The sequence below is a fragment of the Polynucleobacter sp. 86C-FISCH genome, from assembly GCF_018882415.1.
In the GTDB taxonomy this organism is placed as follows: Bacteria; Pseudomonadota; Gammaproteobacteria; order Burkholderiales; family Burkholderiaceae; genus Polynucleobacter.
On the sequence record NZ_JACVOL010000001.1, the window covers coordinates 376,235 to 396,155 of the forward strand.

General features: G+C 43.2%; 18 protein-coding genes. 3 read left to right on the top strand and 15 right to left on the bottom strand.

The window, feature by feature from the left end:
- Window positions 1-61: 61 nt before the first annotated feature.
- The gene (locus ICN10_RS01780; RefSeq protein WP_216211841.1) at window positions 62-1,189 is read right to left on the bottom strand and encodes a linear amide C-N hydrolase; all 1,128 of its coding nucleotides are present in this window, start codon (window positions 1,187-1,189) and stop codon (window positions 62-64) included.
- A 42-nt stretch (window positions 1,190-1,231) separates the two neighbouring features.
- On the bottom strand, window positions 1,232-2,359 hold the full coding sequence (locus ICN10_RS01785) for a linear amide C-N hydrolase (protein WP_216211844.1): 1,128 nt from the start codon (window positions 2,357-2,359) through the stop codon (window positions 1,232-1,234).
- A 375-nt stretch (window positions 2,360-2,734) separates the two neighbouring features.
- Here ICN10_RS01785 and ICN10_RS01790 point away from each other — a divergent pair, with 375 nt between their 5' ends.
- From ICN10_RS01790 to ICN10_RS01800, 3 genes are all read left to right on the top strand, one after another.
- Window positions 2,735-3,832: a linear amide C-N hydrolase gene (locus ICN10_RS01790; RefSeq protein ID WP_216211847.1), complete on the top strand. Its 1,098-nt coding sequence runs from the start codon at window positions 2,735-2,737 to the stop codon at window positions 3,830-3,832.
- Window positions 3,833-3,955: 123 nt separating this feature from the next.
- Entirely contained in the window at window positions 3,956-4,906 is a 951-nt protein-coding gene (locus ICN10_RS01795; RefSeq protein WP_216211850.1) for an alpha/beta fold hydrolase, read from the top strand.
- 139 nt (window positions 4,907-5,045) lie between these two features.
- Window positions 5,046-6,452 carry a DUF2252 domain-containing protein gene (locus ICN10_RS01800; protein WP_216211854.1) on the top strand — a complete coding sequence of 469 codons (1,407 nt, stop codon included), beginning with the start codon at window positions 5,046-5,048 and terminating at the stop codon, window positions 6,450-6,452.
- Window positions 6,453-6,687: 235 nt separating this feature from the next.
- Here ICN10_RS01800 and ICN10_RS01805 read toward each other — a convergent pair whose 3' ends face one another.
- The 13 genes from ICN10_RS01805 to ICN10_RS01865 all read right to left on the bottom strand — a co-directional run.
- The gene (locus ICN10_RS01805; protein ID WP_216211857.1) at window positions 6,688-7,863 is read right to left on the bottom strand and encodes an MFS transporter; all 1,176 of its coding nucleotides are present in this window, start codon (window positions 7,861-7,863) and stop codon (window positions 6,688-6,690) included.
- Window positions 7,864-8,469: 606 nt separating this feature from the next.
- Window positions 8,470-8,730, bottom strand: a complete 261-nt coding sequence (infA, locus tag ICN10_RS01810; protein ID WP_215363176.1) for a translation initiation factor IF-1 — start codon at window positions 8,728-8,730, stop codon at window positions 8,470-8,472.
- Between the two features lie 86 nt (window positions 8,731-8,816).
- Window positions 8,817-9,020, bottom strand: coding sequence for a cold-shock protein (locus ICN10_RS01815; protein ID WP_216211860.1), 204 nt, complete (start codon window positions 9,018-9,020; stop codon window positions 8,817-8,819).
- 388 nt (window positions 9,021-9,408) lie between these two features.
- Window positions 9,409-10,230 (bottom strand): hypothetical protein, encoded by an 822-nt coding sequence (locus tag ICN10_RS01820; protein ID WP_216211863.1) that lies wholly within the window; start codon window positions 10,228-10,230, stop codon window positions 9,409-9,411.
- Entirely contained in the window at window positions 10,230-10,607 is a 378-nt protein-coding gene (locus ICN10_RS01825; protein ID WP_216211866.1) for a carboxymuconolactone decarboxylase family protein, read from the bottom strand. Before ICN10_RS01825 ends, ICN10_RS01820 begins: the two co-directional genes overlap by 1 nt.
- A 170-nt stretch (window positions 10,608-10,777) precedes the next feature.
- Window positions 10,778-11,398: a DUF6803 family protein gene (locus tag ICN10_RS01830; protein WP_216211868.1), complete on the bottom strand. Its 621-nt coding sequence runs from the start codon at window positions 11,396-11,398 to the stop codon at window positions 10,778-10,780.
- A 68-nt stretch (window positions 11,399-11,466) separates the two neighbouring features.
- Window positions 11,467-11,820: a hypothetical protein gene (locus ICN10_RS01835; protein WP_216211870.1), complete on the bottom strand. Its 354-nt coding sequence runs from the start codon at window positions 11,818-11,820 to the stop codon at window positions 11,467-11,469.
- 92 nt (window positions 11,821-11,912) lie between these two features.
- Window positions 11,913-12,551: a cytochrome b/b6 domain-containing protein gene (locus ICN10_RS01840; protein WP_216211873.1), complete on the bottom strand. Its 639-nt coding sequence runs from the start codon at window positions 12,549-12,551 to the stop codon at window positions 11,913-11,915.
- Window positions 12,548-13,006, bottom strand: coding sequence for a diheme cytochrome c (locus tag ICN10_RS01845; protein ID WP_255536784.1), 459 nt, complete (start codon window positions 13,004-13,006; stop codon window positions 12,548-12,550). Before ICN10_RS01845 ends, ICN10_RS01840 begins: the two co-directional genes overlap by 4 nt.
- Before the next feature lie 7 nt (window positions 13,007-13,013).
- Window positions 13,014-13,412, bottom strand: a complete 399-nt coding sequence (locus tag ICN10_RS01850; protein WP_216211876.1) for a DUF1924 domain-containing protein — start codon at window positions 13,410-13,412, stop codon at window positions 13,014-13,016.
- 113 nt (window positions 13,413-13,525) lie between these two features.
- Window positions 13,526-14,338, bottom strand: coding sequence for a peptidylprolyl isomerase (locus ICN10_RS01855; RefSeq protein ID WP_216211878.1), 813 nt, complete (start codon window positions 14,336-14,338; stop codon window positions 13,526-13,528).
- A gap of 51 nt (window positions 14,339-14,389) precedes the next feature.
- A complete protein-coding gene (locus tag ICN10_RS01860) occupies window positions 14,390-16,834 on the bottom strand; it encodes an FkbM family methyltransferase (RefSeq protein ID WP_216211881.1) in 2,445 nt (814 codons plus the stop codon).
- A gap of 24 nt (window positions 16,835-16,858) precedes the next feature.
- Window positions 16,859-19,921: S-layer family protein (locus ICN10_RS01865; protein WP_216211884.1), on the bottom strand; the 3,063-nt coding region annotated here is incomplete at its 5' end.

A 19,921-nucleotide genomic window follows, 5' to 3' on the forward strand; every position in this document is an offset into this window, starting at 1 on the left:
TCGGGTTAACCGACAAAATAAAACCACCCGGAGGTGGCTTTATAAAATCAATAACTAGGTCTTACTTATAAAAGAGGGTATAGGGGTCAGCCGTACCCTTGTCTATGTCGGCAATTGGGAATGTTTTTACTGCAGTAAGACCCTTTAATTTATTCATATCAACGATAGACCAGTTGAGAGCATCGATAGTTCTGACGTAAAAGCGTCCCCTCGCTAAATCTGTCATCAACATGTAGCGAGAAGACTCGCTTGAAAGGGATTTAGTTCTAGGACCATCACCTACTCCACCGGCACCGTCAACGGTCAAGTCATAAGGCCTATCAAAGTTATTCATAATGTGGCCCAAAGTTACAACTGCATCATCGGGAGTTTTTGCCTTGCGTACATAATTGGCATAAAACGCAGCCTTCACAAATCTACCTTGTGATGTCTGAGCAGAAGGCAGTCCAGCCAAAGCAATTCCAGCATCTTCAGTAGCAAGCTTCAGTTTGCCAAGCTGACCTGTATTTTTATCTTTGTTTGTAAAGGTGTAGTTATTGAGGTTAGATAAATGCCAGGGAAATTCAGGGCCGTTTGTCATTACGTTTACTGGGTTGTCGTAAACATTCATTTTTCCGTTTTGAAACTCCAACACTATCCCGTTACCTGATTTATCCCAAAACGCATAATGCATCGGGGAAGTCACATTACCCATTACCGGAATCAGTGGAAGCCAAATCTGAGTATCGCCACTAAGCAAAGCTGTTTTTACTTCAGCTGTAGTTTTAAAATTACCCAAAATCCATGTGCCTAAATCAACAACCGCCATTACCTTGGAGTTGTCATTGCCTACAGCCGGCCCGGATGAGTTATTCAATGCCTGAATTGACATGGTAAGACCTTGATCATTAATGGCATCTAGGAATAATGGCCGAGTTACGCCCGGCAACACCTCAAGAGTAATACCGAGAATTGGATGCTTTGTTTCAAATACTTTTCCTTTAGCGCCACTTGGCGTGAAAGATTCAATTTTTCCGCCGGCCGGAAGATAAGTCAGCATAGCTGGGGTATCGACTGAAAATTCCCAACCCCTTCCCTTATAAGCATTGCCTTTAGCATCAGTGATCACCAGAGAGGTGCAAGCAATAGAATTCCCAATTGAGGAAAGGATCAAGGTGGAAGACATTAAAAAGCTGAGAATTTTTTTCATGAAGTATGCAATATTTAATTTAGCGGGCTATTCGGATGATTCTTATTTATAAAACAGCGTGTAAGGATCGGCTCCAGCCTTATTTACTTCAGTGGCGAGAACTGATTTCATTGCAGTGACATTATTTAATTTATTCATGTCTATTACAGACCAATTGAGTGCACCGATACTTCTGAGATAAAAGAGATTTCTCGATAGATCGTTCATCACGGTGTAGTAAGTAACCTCACTCGAGACGGAGTTGGTTCTGGGGCCATCGCCCACTCCACCGGCACCGTCAACGGTCAAGTCATAAGGCCTATCAAAGTTATTCATGATGTGGCCCAAGGTCACGATTGCCCCATCTGGTGTATTGGCCTTACGAACATAGTTCGTATAAAAAGCGCCCTTTACAAACCGCCCAGGGGCAGTTTCCGCACCTGGCAGTCCAGCCAAAGCAATACCAGCATCTTCGGTTGCTAGCTTTAAGCTTCCTAATTGACCGGTATTTTTATCTTTGTTTGTGAAAGTGTAGTTATTGAGGTTGGTTAAATGCCATGGAAACTCGGGCGTATTTGTCATCACATTGACAGGATTGTCATAAACGTTCTTCTTGCCGTTTTGAAATTCAACCACGATGCCGGCGCCAGTTTTATCCCAAATTGCATAGTGGAAAGGTAGCGAACTACCCCCCATTGCCGCAATTTTTGGCAGCCAAAACTGTGTGTCCTCACTCAGCAAAGCGGCTTTTGCTTGCGTAACATCTTTAAAACTACCCAAGATCCATACACCCAAGTCAACTGCCGACAATATTTTGGACTTGTCATTCCCCAAAGGTGGCGCAGATGAACCATTGAATCCATTAGCAGAAAATGTAAGGCCTTGATCATTCGATGCATCATCAAAAAATGGTAGCGCCGCACCCGGCATCATTGCAAGCGTTAATCCAAGAATTGGGTATTTTGTTTCGAAGACTTTTCCTTTGGCTCCGCTTGGTGTTAATGACTCAATCTTTTTGCCAGCAGGAAGATAAGTGACCATCGCCGGAGTTGGCGCTGAAAATTCCCAAGTCCTCCCTTTATAGGCATTGCCTTTCGTATCAGTTATCAATAAAGCAGTACAAGCAAAAGCATTACCGACTGAAGAGATAATGAGAGCGGAGGATACTAAAAAACTGAGAATTTTATTCATGATTGGGGGATTTGATTTAACTCGAAAAACTATAACAGATGCTAATTTCAAAGGTTTTCGAAAATATGCGGCTGTGATCAGAAAGCCACCTTCTGTGGGCCAATTTGAGCCGTTTAACCTAAAAGCCACAAATAATCATAATTATCGAATCGCAAGCAACTGAACAGTACTTATAGGGCAATAAGTCATCTTTTTAAGCCTTAATTTGTATATTATTGGACAAAGCTTTATCAGATAATTAACTTTTGTCTTACTTGTTTGTCGTTAAAAGCCTGATATTCAGCCCTATTAATAAATCCCAAAAATGATCCAGAAAGAAAATTTTTCGTGAATATTTTCAAAAAAACACTTAGTCTGTTCACGGCTACATCTTTGATGGCAGCTTCCATTGGCAATGCCATAGCTTGTACATCTCTTGTCATCACCGACACAAATGGCAACGTGTATCACGGACGTACACTTGAAAACTCTGCGCGGCCACCAGCATTGCTGACTTATATGCCTGCAGGTACAAAAATTGAGTCAACAACCCCTGCGGGTCAGCAAGGCATGACCTTTAATACAAAATATGCATTTATTGGTGCAGGCAGCTCTAAAGGCTATGGTGTTAAGCAGCAGCTATTTCTAGATGGTCTTAATGACCAAGGCCTCAGCTTATCTGGTAACGAGATAACCCCAACCACCTCGATGACTTTGGGGTCAGATAACTCGAAGATTCTTTCTGGCCAACTTTTTAGCACTTGGGTGCTTGGAAACTTTAAAACGGTTGATGAAGTTAGGAAAGTTTTATCTAGTGGTGCCGTACAGGTCTGGTTGCCCGATGTTAAATTATTTGATAACCTTCCCGTCCCACTTCACTATGCAATTCACGATAAAAGTGGCGGCGCAATTGTGATTGAATTTACAAATGGCTTGGCCAATATCTATGACAACCCTGTTGGCGTTTTAACTAATGGACCTCATTTTCCATGGCATCTCGAAAACCTAAACAACTATACATTTAATAATGTTGACAAAAACACGGGGCAGTTGGGGAAGCTAAAATTAGCCACAGCGGATTCCGGTAATGCAATAGCAGGCCTTTCTGCTGCGAATACCTCACAGGGACGTTTTGTTAAGGCCGCTTTTTACGCAAACTATGTAACAAAAGGCACGACACCGGATCAGGCCATCAATCAACTTGGCCATATTATGAATAATTTTGATCGTCCTGACGGTCTTACCATTGATGCCGCAGGCAGCAAAGGCGATGGCGGTGCTAGTACTACTAAATCTTCAAGTGAAGTTTCCGATTTCACTGTAATGAAAGATCTTTCACGTGGTAAATATTACATACGTAGTATCAACAATTCTCTCAATTGGGCTGTAGTTGATCTGGCTGCATTGAAGGATGTAAAAGAGGTTAAGGCGCTCCAGGCGTATGGAATAAATAATGCCGGCGCTCAGGATTTATCTTCTTCATTTTTAAAGTAATCCAAATTCAGGAGTCTTAATAAAACCCGCTACGGCGGGTTTTATTTTGCCCGCAAAATCTGGGGCAAATTTTGCAATGCTAATATGACACCTTGAGCAACCCATCGCAAACTGGACCTGACAATGCCTCTAAACAACCCCCTACGCCGTTTAAATGCCAACCTGGTGCGAGGTGTTTATTTAACAATTGCAACCCTTCTAATCTCGCTTGGTCATAGCTTTTCAGCGCAAGCTCAAGAAAAGCCTGAAATTAAATACGCTTCTGTGAATGGCGTGAAGCTCGCCTATTACCTCAAAGGTAAAGGCGACCCAATGATTATGATTATGGGTTATGCTGGCACCTTGAGTGCATGGGATCCTGCTCTTCTTGAAGAGCTGGCAAAGAATAACCAACTCATTATTTTTGATAATCGTGGTGCTGGACTATCCACCGATACCAAAGAAAACAATACAACTATTCCGCAAATGGCAGATGATGCTGCGGCCCTAGTCAAATCATTAGGCTTTAAAAAGGTAAACGTATTCTCATGGTCCATGGGTGCTCGAGTTGGACAACAGCTTGTAATCAGACATCCAGATCTGGTTAGCAAAGCTATTCTGTGCGCTCCTAACCCAGGTGGAAAATATCAGATCGCCATTAATAAAAAAGTTGGAGAAGAGTTAAATAACCCTAGCTTGTCACCTATGGAGAATTTTGAGTTGTTATTCCCAATGACACCACAAGGCAAAGCAGCTGCTAAGGTTGTATATGAAAGATTTATGGCAGCAAAGGCTGCAGGAACTATCCCTGATGATTTTGTAGTATCTAAGGAAACAAAGGCTCGCCAAGTTCGAGCTCGTATCACCCTTTGGGATGCCGACAATCAGAATTACCTTGATTTAAAGAAAATTAAAATTCCCGTGTTAGTTGCCGATGGTCGTGAAGATATCATCGACAATCCACAGAACTCTGTCGTCATCGCCAGCCAAATTCCTTTTGCTTGGTTGGCGTTTTATGAAGGAGGACATGCCTTCTTATTCCAGAGTTACAAGAAGCTTACTGAAACCGTGAATGTCTTCCTGCAAAAAGACTAACCAGCCCGCTCTATCTGAATCGATCTAACATCTTTAGACCCGTTGGTCGCGAGTTCGAACCTCGCCCGACCCACTAAGATGTACTAAGCCTCGCATCGCGGGGCTTTTTTACGCCCCTTATCTATGAGATCATATTCGCATGACTAGCGAACTATATGACTTCTTTCTCGCAAGAAATCCAAGCCTTCAAGAGCGACTCGATATTGGAAAATCGATTCGCAAGAAAATTGATCGATCCTCAATTGGCGAATTTACTGTAGAAAGTAAGTGCCAAGGACCAATTGAGATTTTGCTTTCTCAAGCAAAAACCAGAATCCCAGAATATGTTCCAATTCGTCATGCTCGAATGGCCATCGATCCATTTGCCTTTTTTAGAGGCGGCGCTGCATGTATGGCTCAAGACTTAGCTAAGCTACCAAGCCCTTCTATTGAGGTTCAATTATGCGGGGATATGCACGTTAGCAATTTTGGATTCTTCTCCACTACCGAGCACCAACTAGTCTTTGGAATCAATGATTTCGATGAAACCTTGCCTGGTAACTTTGACTGGGATTTAAAACGTCTTGCTGCCAGCGCTATGATTGCATCCCAATTACTTGGTCAAGATCAGACCTATGGTGAAGAAATTGTGCGGCATATCTCCAGGTCATATCGAAATAACCTGCGCCAATATGCTTCAGTCCCTTATATCGACCTGAAGCGTACCTATATTGATGAAAAATCACTAAAAAGTATTGCGGCGAAAATTGCAGCGCCAGTAAGCCAAAAATATTTAGAAAGATTATTAGATAAAGCGCGGAAAAATAGCGGTCACGGTATTCTCGGGAAATTAACAGAGGAAACTGAGGCAGGAATTCGACTTATTAACAACCCCCCGCTCATGGAGCACCCGCAATTTTCATTTCACGGAATAAGAATTACAGAGTTAAATGATGAGGGCCTTAATTCCTACATTCAGTCTCTTGCACCTGATCGCAAGCATTTATTAGCGCGGTATAAATGGATTGATTGGGCCAGAAAAGTTGTTGGAGTTGGCAGCGTGGGGACTGGTTGCTGGGTAATGTATTTTGAGGGACTTGATAACAATGATCCGCTTTTCCTGCAAACAAAGCAGGCTCAAAAATCTGTACTGGCACCCTTTTTTCCAAATTCGAGTTTTAAGTCGGAAGGGGAGCGCGTTGTTCATGGGCAATGCTTAATTCAAGGGGCCCCTGATCTCTTTTTGGGTTTTGGCAAATCAGCAGAATCGGATTTCTATGTGCGGCAGTTGCGAGATATGAAGGGTGGAATTTCAGTTGGGGGAGACGGTATCAATACCAAAGTATTCCCTGATTTTGCCAGGCTCTTTGGCTGGGCGCTAGCCAATGCTCATGCTCGTTCAGGAGATCCTGCCGTTCTTACTGGCTACTGTGGAAAAAGTGAAGCGCTAGATGATGCTCTAGTAAAGTTCGCGATTGCTTACAGCAAGCAAAATGAAGCTGACTATGCCACATTTTTAAAAGCGGTTAAATCGGGTAAGATTCCCTGCGCAACTGACAATTTCTAAATTCTATTACGCACAAAATCGCACATACGCATTCAGAGCTTATCAATAATTGATTGGTCTGTATTTTTAAAGAAGTTTGATTTCTTCTAATTTAGTGATCGCAAGTTCGAATCTCTCCTGACATACCGGCTATATAAAGGGATTGCAGAATTGCGGCCCCCTTTCTTTTGGCTGAATGGAATGAGTTACTCAAGATATATATATTTCTTCCACTAAAGGAAATTGGCACCGGGCTTTAGGCCTCTTTTTTGCTGTCCACCCAAAAGGCCATTAATACAAAAGCTACTAACGCGCAGCTCCCTGAGAACATGAATGCATATATCGGCGCTACCGACTCGTATATCCAACCAAAGATAAATGAAGCTGGGAATAACATTAATCCCGTGATTAAGTTAAACCATCCAAATGCTGTGCCAGCCAATCCCTTGGGAGCCATATCTGCTACTAGCGCTTTCTCAACACCTTCTGTAGCCGCTTTAAATAATCCATAAATTCCAAAGAGTACAAATATTTGGTAGGTGGAGAGGCCGGGCAATCCCATGCATATGTAGAAAAAAGCAAAGGCAATCCAAGCAATCAGAATAAATAGCTTGCGCCCAAATCGATCGGACAAAGCAGATAAAGGTGTGCCAAATAGAGTGGTGATCAGAGAGATTGCTGCCCATAACAGTGGGATTTGCTCTTGAGGAACACCCGCCTCTCTCGCCCTTAACAACAAAAACATGTCTGATGAATTGGCCAAAGCGAAGATTCCGGCCACTAATAGATATCTTTTAAATTGATCTGGCATGCCTTTCAGCGACCAGCTAAATTTACTTGCTTGCGGGTTAGCTTCTCTCTGCGGCTCTTTTATGCACAAAGCGAGGGTTACTGTAATGACTGCCGGCACAATTGCCCAGAGAAAGATGTCTTTAAGCGGAACCCCCATCGATAAGAATAAGGCAGCCAACAAGGGTCCAATCACGGCGCCTGCATTATCCATCGAACGATGCAAACCAAATGTAACACCGCGCTGATTCTCACCAACAGTCTCGGCCAGCAGAGCATCTCTAGGAGAGCTTCGTAAACCTTTACCCATGCGATCTGTAAAACGAATCGCTAAAACCCATAACCATGAGTTCGCAATTGCAATAAGAGGCCTTCCAATGCCTGCTAGCGTGTAACCCAGAACAATCCAAGGTTTTGCTTTTTTAGTGCGATCAACAATCACGCCTGAGACTAGCTTAAAAATACTAGAAGTTGCCTCAGCAATGCCTTCGATGATCCCCAGCGCTTTAGGCCCCGCCATTAATACTGAGGCTAGATATAGAGGCATTAACGGATAGAGCATCTCGCTAGCCGAGTCATTTACCAGACTGATAAGACCAATTAGCCAAACTGTGCGAGGAAGGGCAAAGATTGTTTTAAACATTAGCACTTAAATGTAGCACCAAGACGTATTACGCTTCGAAAACTAAGATTTGTTGCTTAACCAGACGCTTCTCGCGACAGCCCTGTCGAAACCGCTTTAAATTCAAGATCTCAAAACCAGCGCCATGTGAGCGTATGTAAAGATCATAGGGATTTCCAGAAAGGCTTAGGTTAATGTATTGACTGCTGTTTGACACAATTCTTAAGTCTTTTAATCCGCTGGTCGCGAGCTCGAATCACGCCTGATCCACCAGTTATACAAAGGGATCTCAGAGATGTGGCCTCCCTTTCTTTTGTCCGAATGGAGCGGTGACCATTATCTTGACTCAATAGAGGATCTATTGAACCAAAATAGATCGGGATGGCAGGCGCTGGATCAGACTGATTGACCTTGTGCATCTCGTACTCGACGCCGAATGGTTGGTCGGGTTAAACGACATTACACAGGTAGACAACTGGCAGGCCGCAAACGACCCAAGAAGGGCATCTAAAGAAAAACCACCCGAAGGTGGTTTTAGTGTTTATTACTTGCCTGGGGCGGTATCGTCCAGGGCCTTAGATTCATTGCAAACATTAATTTAATTTGTGGCTTTAACCTCTACAGCCATCAATATCGTCTTTTCGGCGCACTAGCAAAAGATTGCTTCTTCTCAATATGTCTAAATGTGATGCGACCTTTGCTCAAGTCATAAGTGGAAAGCTCTAAAGAAACCTTATCTCCAGCCAAAATACGGATGTGATTTTTTTTGACTCTTCCAGCTGTATAGGCAATAAGCTTATGTCCATTGTCTAAAGTAACCCGATAACGAGAATCAGGCAGAACTTCATCAACAAGACCTTCCATTTCAAGCAACTCTTCTTTTGCCATTTAAAATCCTTAATGAAAATAAAAAAGCCCAGTCATGCTGGGCTTTGGACCAGGCAAATAATTTTCGCCTGGCATTTGCTTCTGAATTAAACAGGTTGAATATTGGCTGCTAACTTGCCTTTAGGGCCAGTAGTAATATCAAAAGTCACCTTTTGACCTTCAGCTAAAGACTTAAATCCACTGCTATTAATTGCTGAAAAATGGGCAAATAAATCTTCGCCACCGAGTTCAGGGGTAATAAAGCCGAAGCCTTTTGCGTCGTTAAACCATTTCACAGTTCCGTTTGCCATATCTGACTATTCCTTAAAAAAAATATAAAAAAGGGCTATGCCCCAAATAGGGCGAAAGTCAAGAATGGCGGGGGAGATGCTAAGAAGAACTATCGCAGAACTGCGGTATTAATTACTAGTACAACAACACTATTAGCTTGAAAATCGCTGAATGTATTTTACTCTACTTTAGCTACAAAAGATTGCTTATTAACAAATTGCCTTTATAAGAGCCTTAGGTAAGGATAAAAGCACTTTGGCAATCCATTCGTCACGAGTTCGAAAACGAAGTTTGGACGAAATTAGTCTCGCCCAACCTTCCAGTTATAAAAAGGTAACCTTCGGGTGGCTTTATCTTTTCTGAGATTATTCAGGTCAAATAGTGTGTTGCGGCAATTGCCTGATGCTGTTATTGCTGTAGCCGGCCAGACTTATTTACCACGCCCTCAGATGGGTCGGGGGTTAGATTGCTGCACTCAAGATTGTTTTCTTTTAAGTACTGCTTTGACAACTTAACGCGATCATTAATTCCAGGATGCGTATATAAATAAGTAAGCGCACTGGAAACAGCAGAATTTTTATCCATTACATATTTAATCTTCAGATACCCACACGGTGAGTAAGAGGCATCTAGAAGCCACTTCATACCCAGTGGGTTTACTTGATCTTCAATCCCTTTATCCTGAACACGTTTCGCCTCATCAATCGCAGCACCCGCTCCATACCCGCCAGCAGCAGTTGCAAAAAGCGATACCCCGGTGCTGACAATTTCTTTGGTAACAAAATACTTTACTTCCCTACTATCCTGAACATCGGCATTATCGCCAGCGGCTATATGTGCATATTGATGACTCAATGCAGCAGCTAAAGACTCCTCATCGGACCCAAAGATATTCAGAAAATCAAAACTCATCGCTACATAACTTTTGCCATCATGCGATAGCAATAGCAAGGTATGAAAATCTGAATCAACCAGGGCAATTTGCATATATTGCCCTTTTACAGGAGCAATCTTCTTTCTAACTGCCATCAGATTCTGGAAATGCTGTTGAGTTATTACATAGGGCTTACCGCTTGCACCATTGACGCGCACATCCCCAAATCCATCAGCAACTTGATCAAATTGAGAGTCTGACAAATACACAACATCATGTATTTGCGTTTTATAAAGATGTGCGCACCCAGAAAGAGCGAGAACCACTAATAACAAGCCTAAAACTACAGACTTCATTAGATTCCCATCTCTTTAAAGACCTCTTTAGCCACACGGAAGCTATCAATAGCTGCAGGTACGCCACAGTAAATGGCTACTTGCATAAATACTTCTCGAATTTCTTCTTTGGTTATGCCATTGTTGATGGCGCCACGAACATGTAATTTCAATTCATGCGGACGATTCAAGGCGGCAATCATTGCCAAATTTAAAAAGCTGCGTGTTTTTCTCTCAAGTCCAGGGCGATTCCAGATCTCATTCCAACAGTACTCTGTGACCAATTCTTGCATTGGCATATTGAAGTCATCTGCATTTTTTAATGAAGTCTCTACATATTCAGTACCCAAAACCTCTTTACGTGTTTTTAAGCCTTTTTCAAATAGTTCGCGGTTCATGTGTTCTCCTATTTTTATCAATGAATCAAAAACAATATACCTGAATCAAGGCTAGACTTTTCCACAGAAAAGATGGGTAGTCGTACTAACCAGAAAAAAGCCCCCGAACTTTCATTCAAGGGCCGTATTGAGTAATTTCGCTACCTAACTTCTATCGGAGTACCTTGCTATTAATGCTTATGGTTTTGGTTTCCCATAGGCATTGGTGGAGAGGATGCGTTTCCATTCATCATTTTTTGATGATCGCCCATCATCTGTTGGTGCATTGCAGGATCACAATGCTCGTAGTCATTGGACCCGCTCATTTGATGAGCGGTGGCACCCTTATAACCAAGAATACTTGGATCGGCCATACCAGCAATCATAGCTATATGCCCAAATACCAAGAATAGGGCTACACATATCGCATGGATTTTGAGTTTACCCATTTGATCAAGCGCTTTATTAACAAGACCTAATTCTTGTAAGGCAATCCAAATTAATGGAAGACCAGCAATGACATAAGTAAATACTGCTATGACATCAATGATCGTTCTCCACTCACCCGCCTTGGTAATGGGGATGATGGCATTAGCTACGATGTAGTAAATGATGCCAATAAAGTAGATGCCTACTGCGATACCTGCAAATCGATTGAGGTAATAGACTGCCCCATCAAACTTGCGGGTAAATAGTAGATATAACTCTGTAATAGCCAAGGTCTCCGCCAGAATGACTGGGATGGCCATAAAGATAATTAAATTCCAAGGCTGGTTAACAGCCAATAACTCCATGTAGTGAGTCATGTTCATAGTATTTCTCCAAAATAAGTGTGTGATTAGTAATCACAAATCAAGCTCATGCGTAATACAAAAAGAGCTTAGGATTTTGGAGGTTTATAGATGCAGTTGATCATCGACTGAAGTGCCAATGAAGAATAATTTGCGGCTGGGATCGCACTGAAATCCGCAGGAGCCAGTACTGCAAATGGAGAAATAAATACCAAGCCTAAGCAGCATTGATAGCTATCCCCATGACAAGGCTGCTTGCTATTGCTATCCGATGTATTGTTAGTCACTTCATCACAATGGTGTGCTGAGTTATCAGCCGCAGCAACTTGATGATGGGTTTGGGAAGCTGATGATTGAGAAACGGGTTGCTCAATAGGCATCACAGCCGCATGAATCAAGCTGGCAAAGAGGCTTAGGCAAAGAGCGATGCATATCTTTCTCATTCTTTGATTCTATGCCTATTTGGTGACTTTGTCGCTCGAGGTGATATCGCCATATAGCTGATATACCCACTGAGAGCCTATTGCCATAGACCTTACTGAGTAAGACTAGGAACAGCTCCTGTAAGGATCATATAAAAGCAGTAGATAGAGCCCAGAACCAGCAAGAGCCCGATCAAATACTGAGGAAACCGAATCGCCTCTTCTGGCAGGCCCTGCTTTTTACCTGTCACCATAGATCTAATTAGATTCTCTTTTTGGAGCAAACTCATGATGATCGCAGCAGCAACGTGAACCACAACTACTGCTAAGGCTAGGCTGGCGATTGCTTCATGCGCTTCACCCATTAAGTCGCCTAAAAATTCTTTCACACTGAAGTAGCCCGTGAGACCTATTAATAGAATCAATAACATGAGGCCAATCATCACAATTCCGCCTACTGGGTTATGCCCAGGGGTGCTATGCTGATTACCGCTCAAAAGGCCCTTAGCGTGCTTCATCATTTCTGCTGGACCCTTTAGGAATTGGGTAAAGCGTGCGTATCTTGTACCCATAATTCCCCAGAACAATCTGAAGAGCACCAAAGCACAAGCAGAATAGCCAAACGCATAGTGAATCATCTGCAGGCGCTCGCTCTCAGAAGTAAGCCATGCTCCCGCAAAGCAAATTACTAGCAGCCAATGAAAAACACGCGTAGGGATATCCCACACCAAGATGGTTTGCTTATTACTCATTTGGCGGGAATAGAAATACTTTTTTCACTAAAGATGCCTTCAGCCGCAGTGGTGTGACAGGCCCCACAGTTGGCTGGGCTTTTAACGCCAGCCCTTTTCCAAATATCTGCCTTGATCTCATCATGCTCACGAATAAACCAAGAAGTTTTGGTAATGCGATTTTCTGGGGCTACTACGTTATATTTTTGCTTGGTGGCAGCATTCTTCTGCAGCCAGATGGAGATTTCTTTTTGATCTTTTGCATCAAGACTTGCATCGGTGCCAAAGTGTTTATTCAAGCCGCTCATGACGTTTTGCCAACTCTTTTCACTCAACAGGCCTGGCGGGTAAGCCATGTGACAACTGGCGCACTCACCCTCATAGGACTTAGGCATATCTGATGGCATAGGCATCTTTGCCGCAAAGGCAGGCACAACCACCAACACACTCAATATCAATGTAAAAAAGTTTTTCATGAATGCCTCACTTAATAGTTATTAGCCAGGCAAGAACATCCGCCTTTTCTTGAGCGGTGCAGTCACGCCCTAGAACATCATTACAGTTACGCTTAAACCACTTATCTGCCTTAGCTTCATCCGTAAAGCGTGCTGGATTGGCGTTAGGTGACAAAGGCTTAATTACCTTGCCAGTAACAATGTGCTTAGTGTCGTGATTGGGTGGGTTTTCGTGGCAAGAAGCGCAACTCCACTCTTTACCATGCTTGGCATTAAAAAACTGCTCACCTCTGGCTGGAGATGCTTTGCCAGATTGAGACTCATAGGTCTTTAAAAGATCCTGTGGCGTTGCTGCATTAACCGAACCAAATAAAGCCAAAGAAGCAGCTAATAAACAAATTCTAATTACTATTAATTCTTTATTCATCCCTCAAGTATGCACCCTTAGGATGACAACCCCAAATACATCACGAAATTACTCGGGATTGATGGAATGATTATCAATTAACAAGTAACTCAACAATCCAAGGTGCTAAAGGGCTACTTTTCTTGATTAATTTTGAAGCCTTTAGTTAACGCATTCACGGCCTCTTGACGTCTTTGCTGAATCAGAGATTGTGCGATTGCATTTTTAGCCTGGTCAAAACTTGGCAATACAAATGGCTTAATATCTTCGACCTTGATGACATGCCAACCATTGGCCGTCTTGACAGGTGACTGCGTGATCTTGCCCTTAGCTAAATTAGGCACAATATCATTCACTGGCGGGGTTAGCTGACTCGAAAGAACCCAACCAACTACGCCACCCTGCTGACCAGATACCTTATCCAAGGATCGGGTCTTAGCAAGCTCCTCAAATGAAGCTCCGCCATTAATTTGATTAATCAAGGCAATGCCTTCTGCCTCATTAGCGACAACAATCTGAGCCACAAAATACTCTTTAGCATTTTTAGGGTCTTTACTTAACTCCACCTGCTTGTCATAAACCGCCCGTACATCTTCATTTGTTACGGGATTCTGTAAAAAATACTGTGCAAACCAAAGATCTACGATGGCATTCTGCTCTGCAAGCTTTACCTTAAATGCATTATTGCCTTTTGAAAGCAGCCCACTCTTCTTAACCTCTTGATTAATAGCTTCTCTGAGTATTAAATCATTTAACACCCCCTGACGTAGCTCAGGAGTGTCTTTAGCACCTTCTGAGACAGCCACTGAGACCCATTGATCTAATTGTGTGGAGGTAATTTTGACGCCGTTGATTGTGACCAACGTTTTAGCAGGTTGAGAATTTGCTGATCCAAAAATGAATATGGAAAAAATAGCTACGAAGGTTTGTTTAGTAAATAATTTCATATGTTTTGGGGCTAAAAATTGATGGGGCTAATTTTCTAAAAACTGTATTAATCAGACTTTTCTAACAAAAACTTCAGTTCCGACCTCTCGATCTGATTCATCCTGGATTGCTACATAGTTTTTCGCTAATAATGACTTAATCTTTTTAGCGTCATCTAAGCTGTGATGCTCAAGCATGATGACCTGAGTTTGGCGTAGGTCAAGCCTCTCCAGAATTTCTAACTCACACCCCTCAGTATCAATTTTAATTAACTCGGCAGATGGTAGGCTAGACGCAGCAAGACACTGGACGGAAATCTTACTGTCGGTTTGTCGGTCTTTTTTCTGGAATCCACCAGTTACAAACATATCACCAATATAAATATCCCCAGAGCCAGCAGAGGCCCTTACAGCATAAGGCTCAACCTGACACCATGCAGAATCTACGTTAGCCTTTAGAGCCTCAATATTAAATGGCATAGGCTCGTAACAGATTACTTTTGCCTCGGGCCATTCTTGATGGGCTCGCAAAGCAAACGCTCCAATATTGGCCCCAATATCAAGAATAGTTTTCGGCTTTACATCAACCTGGGTTGCAAAATAGCCATCAACCTCTTTACTTAACCATGCCGGAATACTACTTCGTTTATTGCTAATTTTTTTTGGTTTTTTAGCTTTATTATTCGAAGCCTTTTGGAGACGCTCCATCAGCATCTGCCCCATGATTTCAGGGCGACCTTCAAAGATTCGCTGCACTTTATCTGGTCCAGCATGCTTACGTCTAAGCTCGTTGCGTAATTTGTGATTCTCGGCCAATTTAATGGTCGCCTTAATGTAATCCTCTGTGGTGGTTGCCACGAGCCAATTGGGCATTCCAAAGCGTTCAAAAAGGCCTTGGTCAATATGTTCATTGACCTCCCTGCCCGTCTTACATACGCCCACCAATCCCGCCGTAACCGTATCAATAATTCCATTGGTATTGCCAAATGGAAATGGATTGATAAACATATCGCACTTACGCACTATATTCATGTACTCGGTATATCCACGGTGACTATATACCACTGCATAGTCGCCAAGAACATTCTTGACAACTCGCTTAACTTGCTCATAAACCATACCTTGCGCAAATGCGACAGCAAAATGAAACTTCACGGGCTGCTTGCTTTGAACAGCTATCTCTTTCAGTGCATTTAGAAAGCCTGGGTTAATTTTCATGGCAGAGGCAGCCACAACAATATCTACTACTTCAGGATTCTCGCGAATAATTGGCGGCTCAGGATTTTGGCTAGCTAAGCCTGAGGGGCGATACGGCATGCCATCATTAGGCAGAATTAATAACTCTTCACTAAAGCAGTCTGGATCCCCAACGTAATCCCCCTCCACCACTACATAATCCATCGATGATGAATGCGTGGTTGCTGGGTGACCTAAAGCCATGGCCATTACAGGCGCTAAGCGGATATTTGCCAGCATCATAGTCAGAGGGAACATGCCTACGCTGGGCATGTAAAAGACTTGGGCTTTGCGCTCTTCTGCTACCGCACGAATCTGTGCAATCTGCTCTTGCAAACCCGTAGGCTTAATTTCGATCCATTCATCAAAAACTGCATGCCCTACTGCATCTGTTGCATTAGCAAGCCCCATACCCACCACATGAAATAACTCTCTAGCAGCTTCCAATGTACGCGAATGGGTTCTGTAAATAGAATGGCCTGCATTAAACCACTCCATCACAACCAGCATCGTTGGTTTAGAGTCATCCGATGAAATAGAGACTGGGGTGTCTAAAGGCATCAAACCATGAGAATCTAGCCAACGCTCAATCAATACGTTAATTGCGCCTTTAATATCATGCTTCTCGGGCTGATCTGCATAACTACAGTGCATATAGACATCATGCATGATCCCAAATGGTAAGGTATCTAGGCTTTCAATTTCATGCAGCTTTTCAGTTAACCAGGGTAGCAATGCTTCACGCTTATCGTGCGCCTGTGGAGAACCTAAAAAACGGGGGGATAGCAAAGCCATTCCCAAGGATGCTGCTAAATGTTTATTCGCATCCCATAATGTGTCGATCTCTAAAACGATTTCTGATTCTGGCAAGTACAACAAACAAAATTTGGGCAAATCTTGCGATGAAACCTCTAACTGACTGAGGTTACCCTTGCCTGTCAGGTTTAATGCACGAACTATATGATCGGCATTTAAAAATAATGTCGAGCCAAAGATCGAAGCAAACCATCGCTGCAATGTAAATAGCGAGGTTAAGCTTTGCGGATTAAATTGAAAGTCTTTGTCGGAAAATAAACAGGAAATAGCTGAGGCTAGGCGGACGCCTACGTGAGCCTCTGCTTGCTTAGGCGCAATACCAGCTAATGCCTGTGCTTGAAACTGATGGCCAGGAACCCCATAGCTACTATCTAGAATTGCGAGCAAATTAACCAGCATCTTGGCAGCATCCTCATGCTTGCGAGAGTATGCTGCGTACTCAAAGTCCTCTAGACGAAATATCATATGGATAGGAGCTTGAGCAAATTGTTAATTTGATTTATTTGGTCTAAATACGACTGGCATGAATCCACTAGGACTCGAGGTTTTTAAGCGTTCTTGCTGCGGCTTGGATACCTCACTAGGCTGCTTAGGTGACGGTGATTCATTCGCTGCCGCACCTAGAGACTCCTCTAACGTAACGACACCAAGACTGACGTAATCATCTGGAATGACAAAGAGGTTTTCAGAGACTAATTCGACTTCTTTATTAAAGGCAAATGTATAAGATAATTTTTCATTCTTTGAAATCTGCAACTTAGGAACGGAAACATATACCGGAGTTCCGCCTAAAACTGCATATTGCTGGAAAATCCAAGGGTCTACAGGCACTTTAATCTGATTATCATTGCGGCCGCTATTTTCATCGACAATGCTTTCTCCGCCAGCAAACGAATTATTACCACCCAAGGAAACAGTTCCCAGAGGGGCATTAAAGCTAGCTAGACCCGTTACCGACATGCGTGATCCTGAGCTCTGAATAATATTTCCGGAGGCTGCATTTGCATTCAAAGTGCCGCCGACCGAGAGATTGCCAAGGGTCATAGTCCCAGATGTGGAAATATTACCGCTGCCCGCAACGTTTACTTGACCGCCTGTTTGACTAAATACTCCATTGACAAGCAGATTACTAAGCACCTGTGTTGTGCCACCACTTAGTGAAACATTAGAAGCGGTAAGATTACCTCCCGCTTGTGTATTGCCATTGCTTTGCGCGTAGCTAGCAGCATCAATGTTGCCTTGTACGGTCGTATTACCTGCCGTCTGGTTGTAGGCTTGGGTATTCAGACTGCCATTTACTGAAGTTGTGCCATTGCTTTGCGTGTAATTCTGAACCAAAAGATTACCGCTTACTTGACTAGCCCCACCACTTTGGTTATAGCTTGTTGCATTTGCATCACCGGCTACAGTCAAGTTTCCGCCATCGACATTGAGTTGGTTACTTACAACTAAGTTTGCAAGTACCGTAGCACTACCATTAGACAGAGTCATGCTGCCGGCAGTTAAATTGCCCGCAACAGAAGCAGTACCATTGGTTTGGTTATAAGCATTAACATTTGCATCGCCAGCTACAGTCAAGTTTCCACCGCCAACATTTAACTGATCAGCAACAACCAAGTCAGCGAGTATTGTTGTCATTCCATTGGATATGGTCATATTGCCGGCTGTTAAATTGCCAGTAACAGAAGTGCTACCGTTGGATTGACTATAGGATTGCGTCACAAAACTGCTATTGACAGTGACATTGCCACCCAACTGATTAAAGGTAGATAAGTTCACCGCACCTTGGCTACTCAGATTGCCACCAGTCAGCGTGAGGGCATTAAGAGTTATGCCCCCACTTCCCACATTCAGAGTGCCGAGCTGTTGAGATAGATTTCCTCCAGCACCACCTAGACTATCTATTAATACAGGTCCAGCCTGTGCAGGCGAAGTAATATTGTTATTGAATGTAACCGTAGCGCCACTTGGAATCACCACATTAGCTACGTTATTCAAATCAGGTACGGCCCCGCCAGCCCAGTTGGCTGGATCAAACCAATCACCTGTTGACCCACCAGTCCAAGTGACTGAATTTAAACGGGTAATTGTTACTGGGGCATTTGTAACATTGAGTACCGGCAATTGATAGTTGCTTCCTAGGCCGCCGTTAGTACCATTACCTAACGTCATATTGGCGATGTAGTTAGAACCGTTATCTTGTACATTTTTACTATTAGCATTACCGCTGTAAGTTAACGTCTCTCCGCCAACTAAATTACCAATGGTTACGTTAGTTAAGGCAGTACTTCCGCTGTACACCTGATTTGCGCTCAAGGTTACCGTGCGTTGAGAGATCACACCATTTGAGCCTGAGAAACTCGTTCCACCAGTAAGGTAATAATTTGTAGCATCAGCTCCCTCAAGCATTAAACCTGAGACGTTATAGCCAATATTGCTACCTGCATTTGCTTGGTTAAAGGCCCCGTTACCACTGGTGGCGACTCTGTCACCACTTACCACAGGGCTAAGACTAATATTGACGCCAATCATAGCTGTAGTGCCGTCATAAACCTTTGACACATTGCTTGAGCTTGCAGTTAAAGCACGCTGTGTCACATCCAGACTGCCGGTATAGACTCCAGTACCAACCAAATTCATCGTACCACCCTGAGTCAAATTACCACCAGTAATTTGATAGGAGTTGGCTTTTAAATTATTGCTACTACTTGTCACAGCATTTGCAGGCGACAATGTAAAAGTAACGTTGCCACCGAAGTTATCTCTATAGGTATATGTATTGCCGCTGTTGCTCACATAATTTAGCGAGACAACCCCAGTACCGTTTACATAGTATTGAACCGATGCAGGAGTTAGGCTTGCCGTCGTTCCATAACCAGTAGTATGAGACCCCGCTTGAACCATCAGCGTATCTGCTGGTGTAACTGTATAGACGCCATTGACATAACCAATGTTGTAGTTTGTTGAACTAAATCCAGAGGGAGTTAAGGTATATGGGCCTGCTCCGGAACTAATATTAGCGCTATTACTTACTGTGCCAATGGTGATTCCAGATGTACCAGCATTCTGACCATTTACAAAACCAGAGTAGCTCACGTTATAACTACCCGGCAATCCTTGACCAATAAATCTGGCGGCATTATCAGCTGTCACCGTAAGAGGCGCTGGAGTCATGATGAATGCATTGGTTGTTGTGGTATTTGGCGCAGCGTTATAGGTTTGAGTAATTTGATAGTTGGCCATGTTGGCCGTACCATTACCGACAGTAAGGCCAGCAATATATGTATTGGCTGCTACATTGGCATTACTAATAGATAAAGCACTAACAGAAGTAATGGTCTCGTTATTCATCAATCCTGTAACACTATAGCCATCAGGAACCATCACTGTGGTGCCGTTATAAACTCCAGTTGCACTTACGCCCAGTGGCGCAGCAGTCACACTCAAGCTGCCATTCACATAATTAATGTTGTAGTTACTTGCCGTAAAGGTACCGCCAGAAGCGCTTGCTGCCGTAATGTTGTAGCTACCAACATCGGCAGTAGCACCACT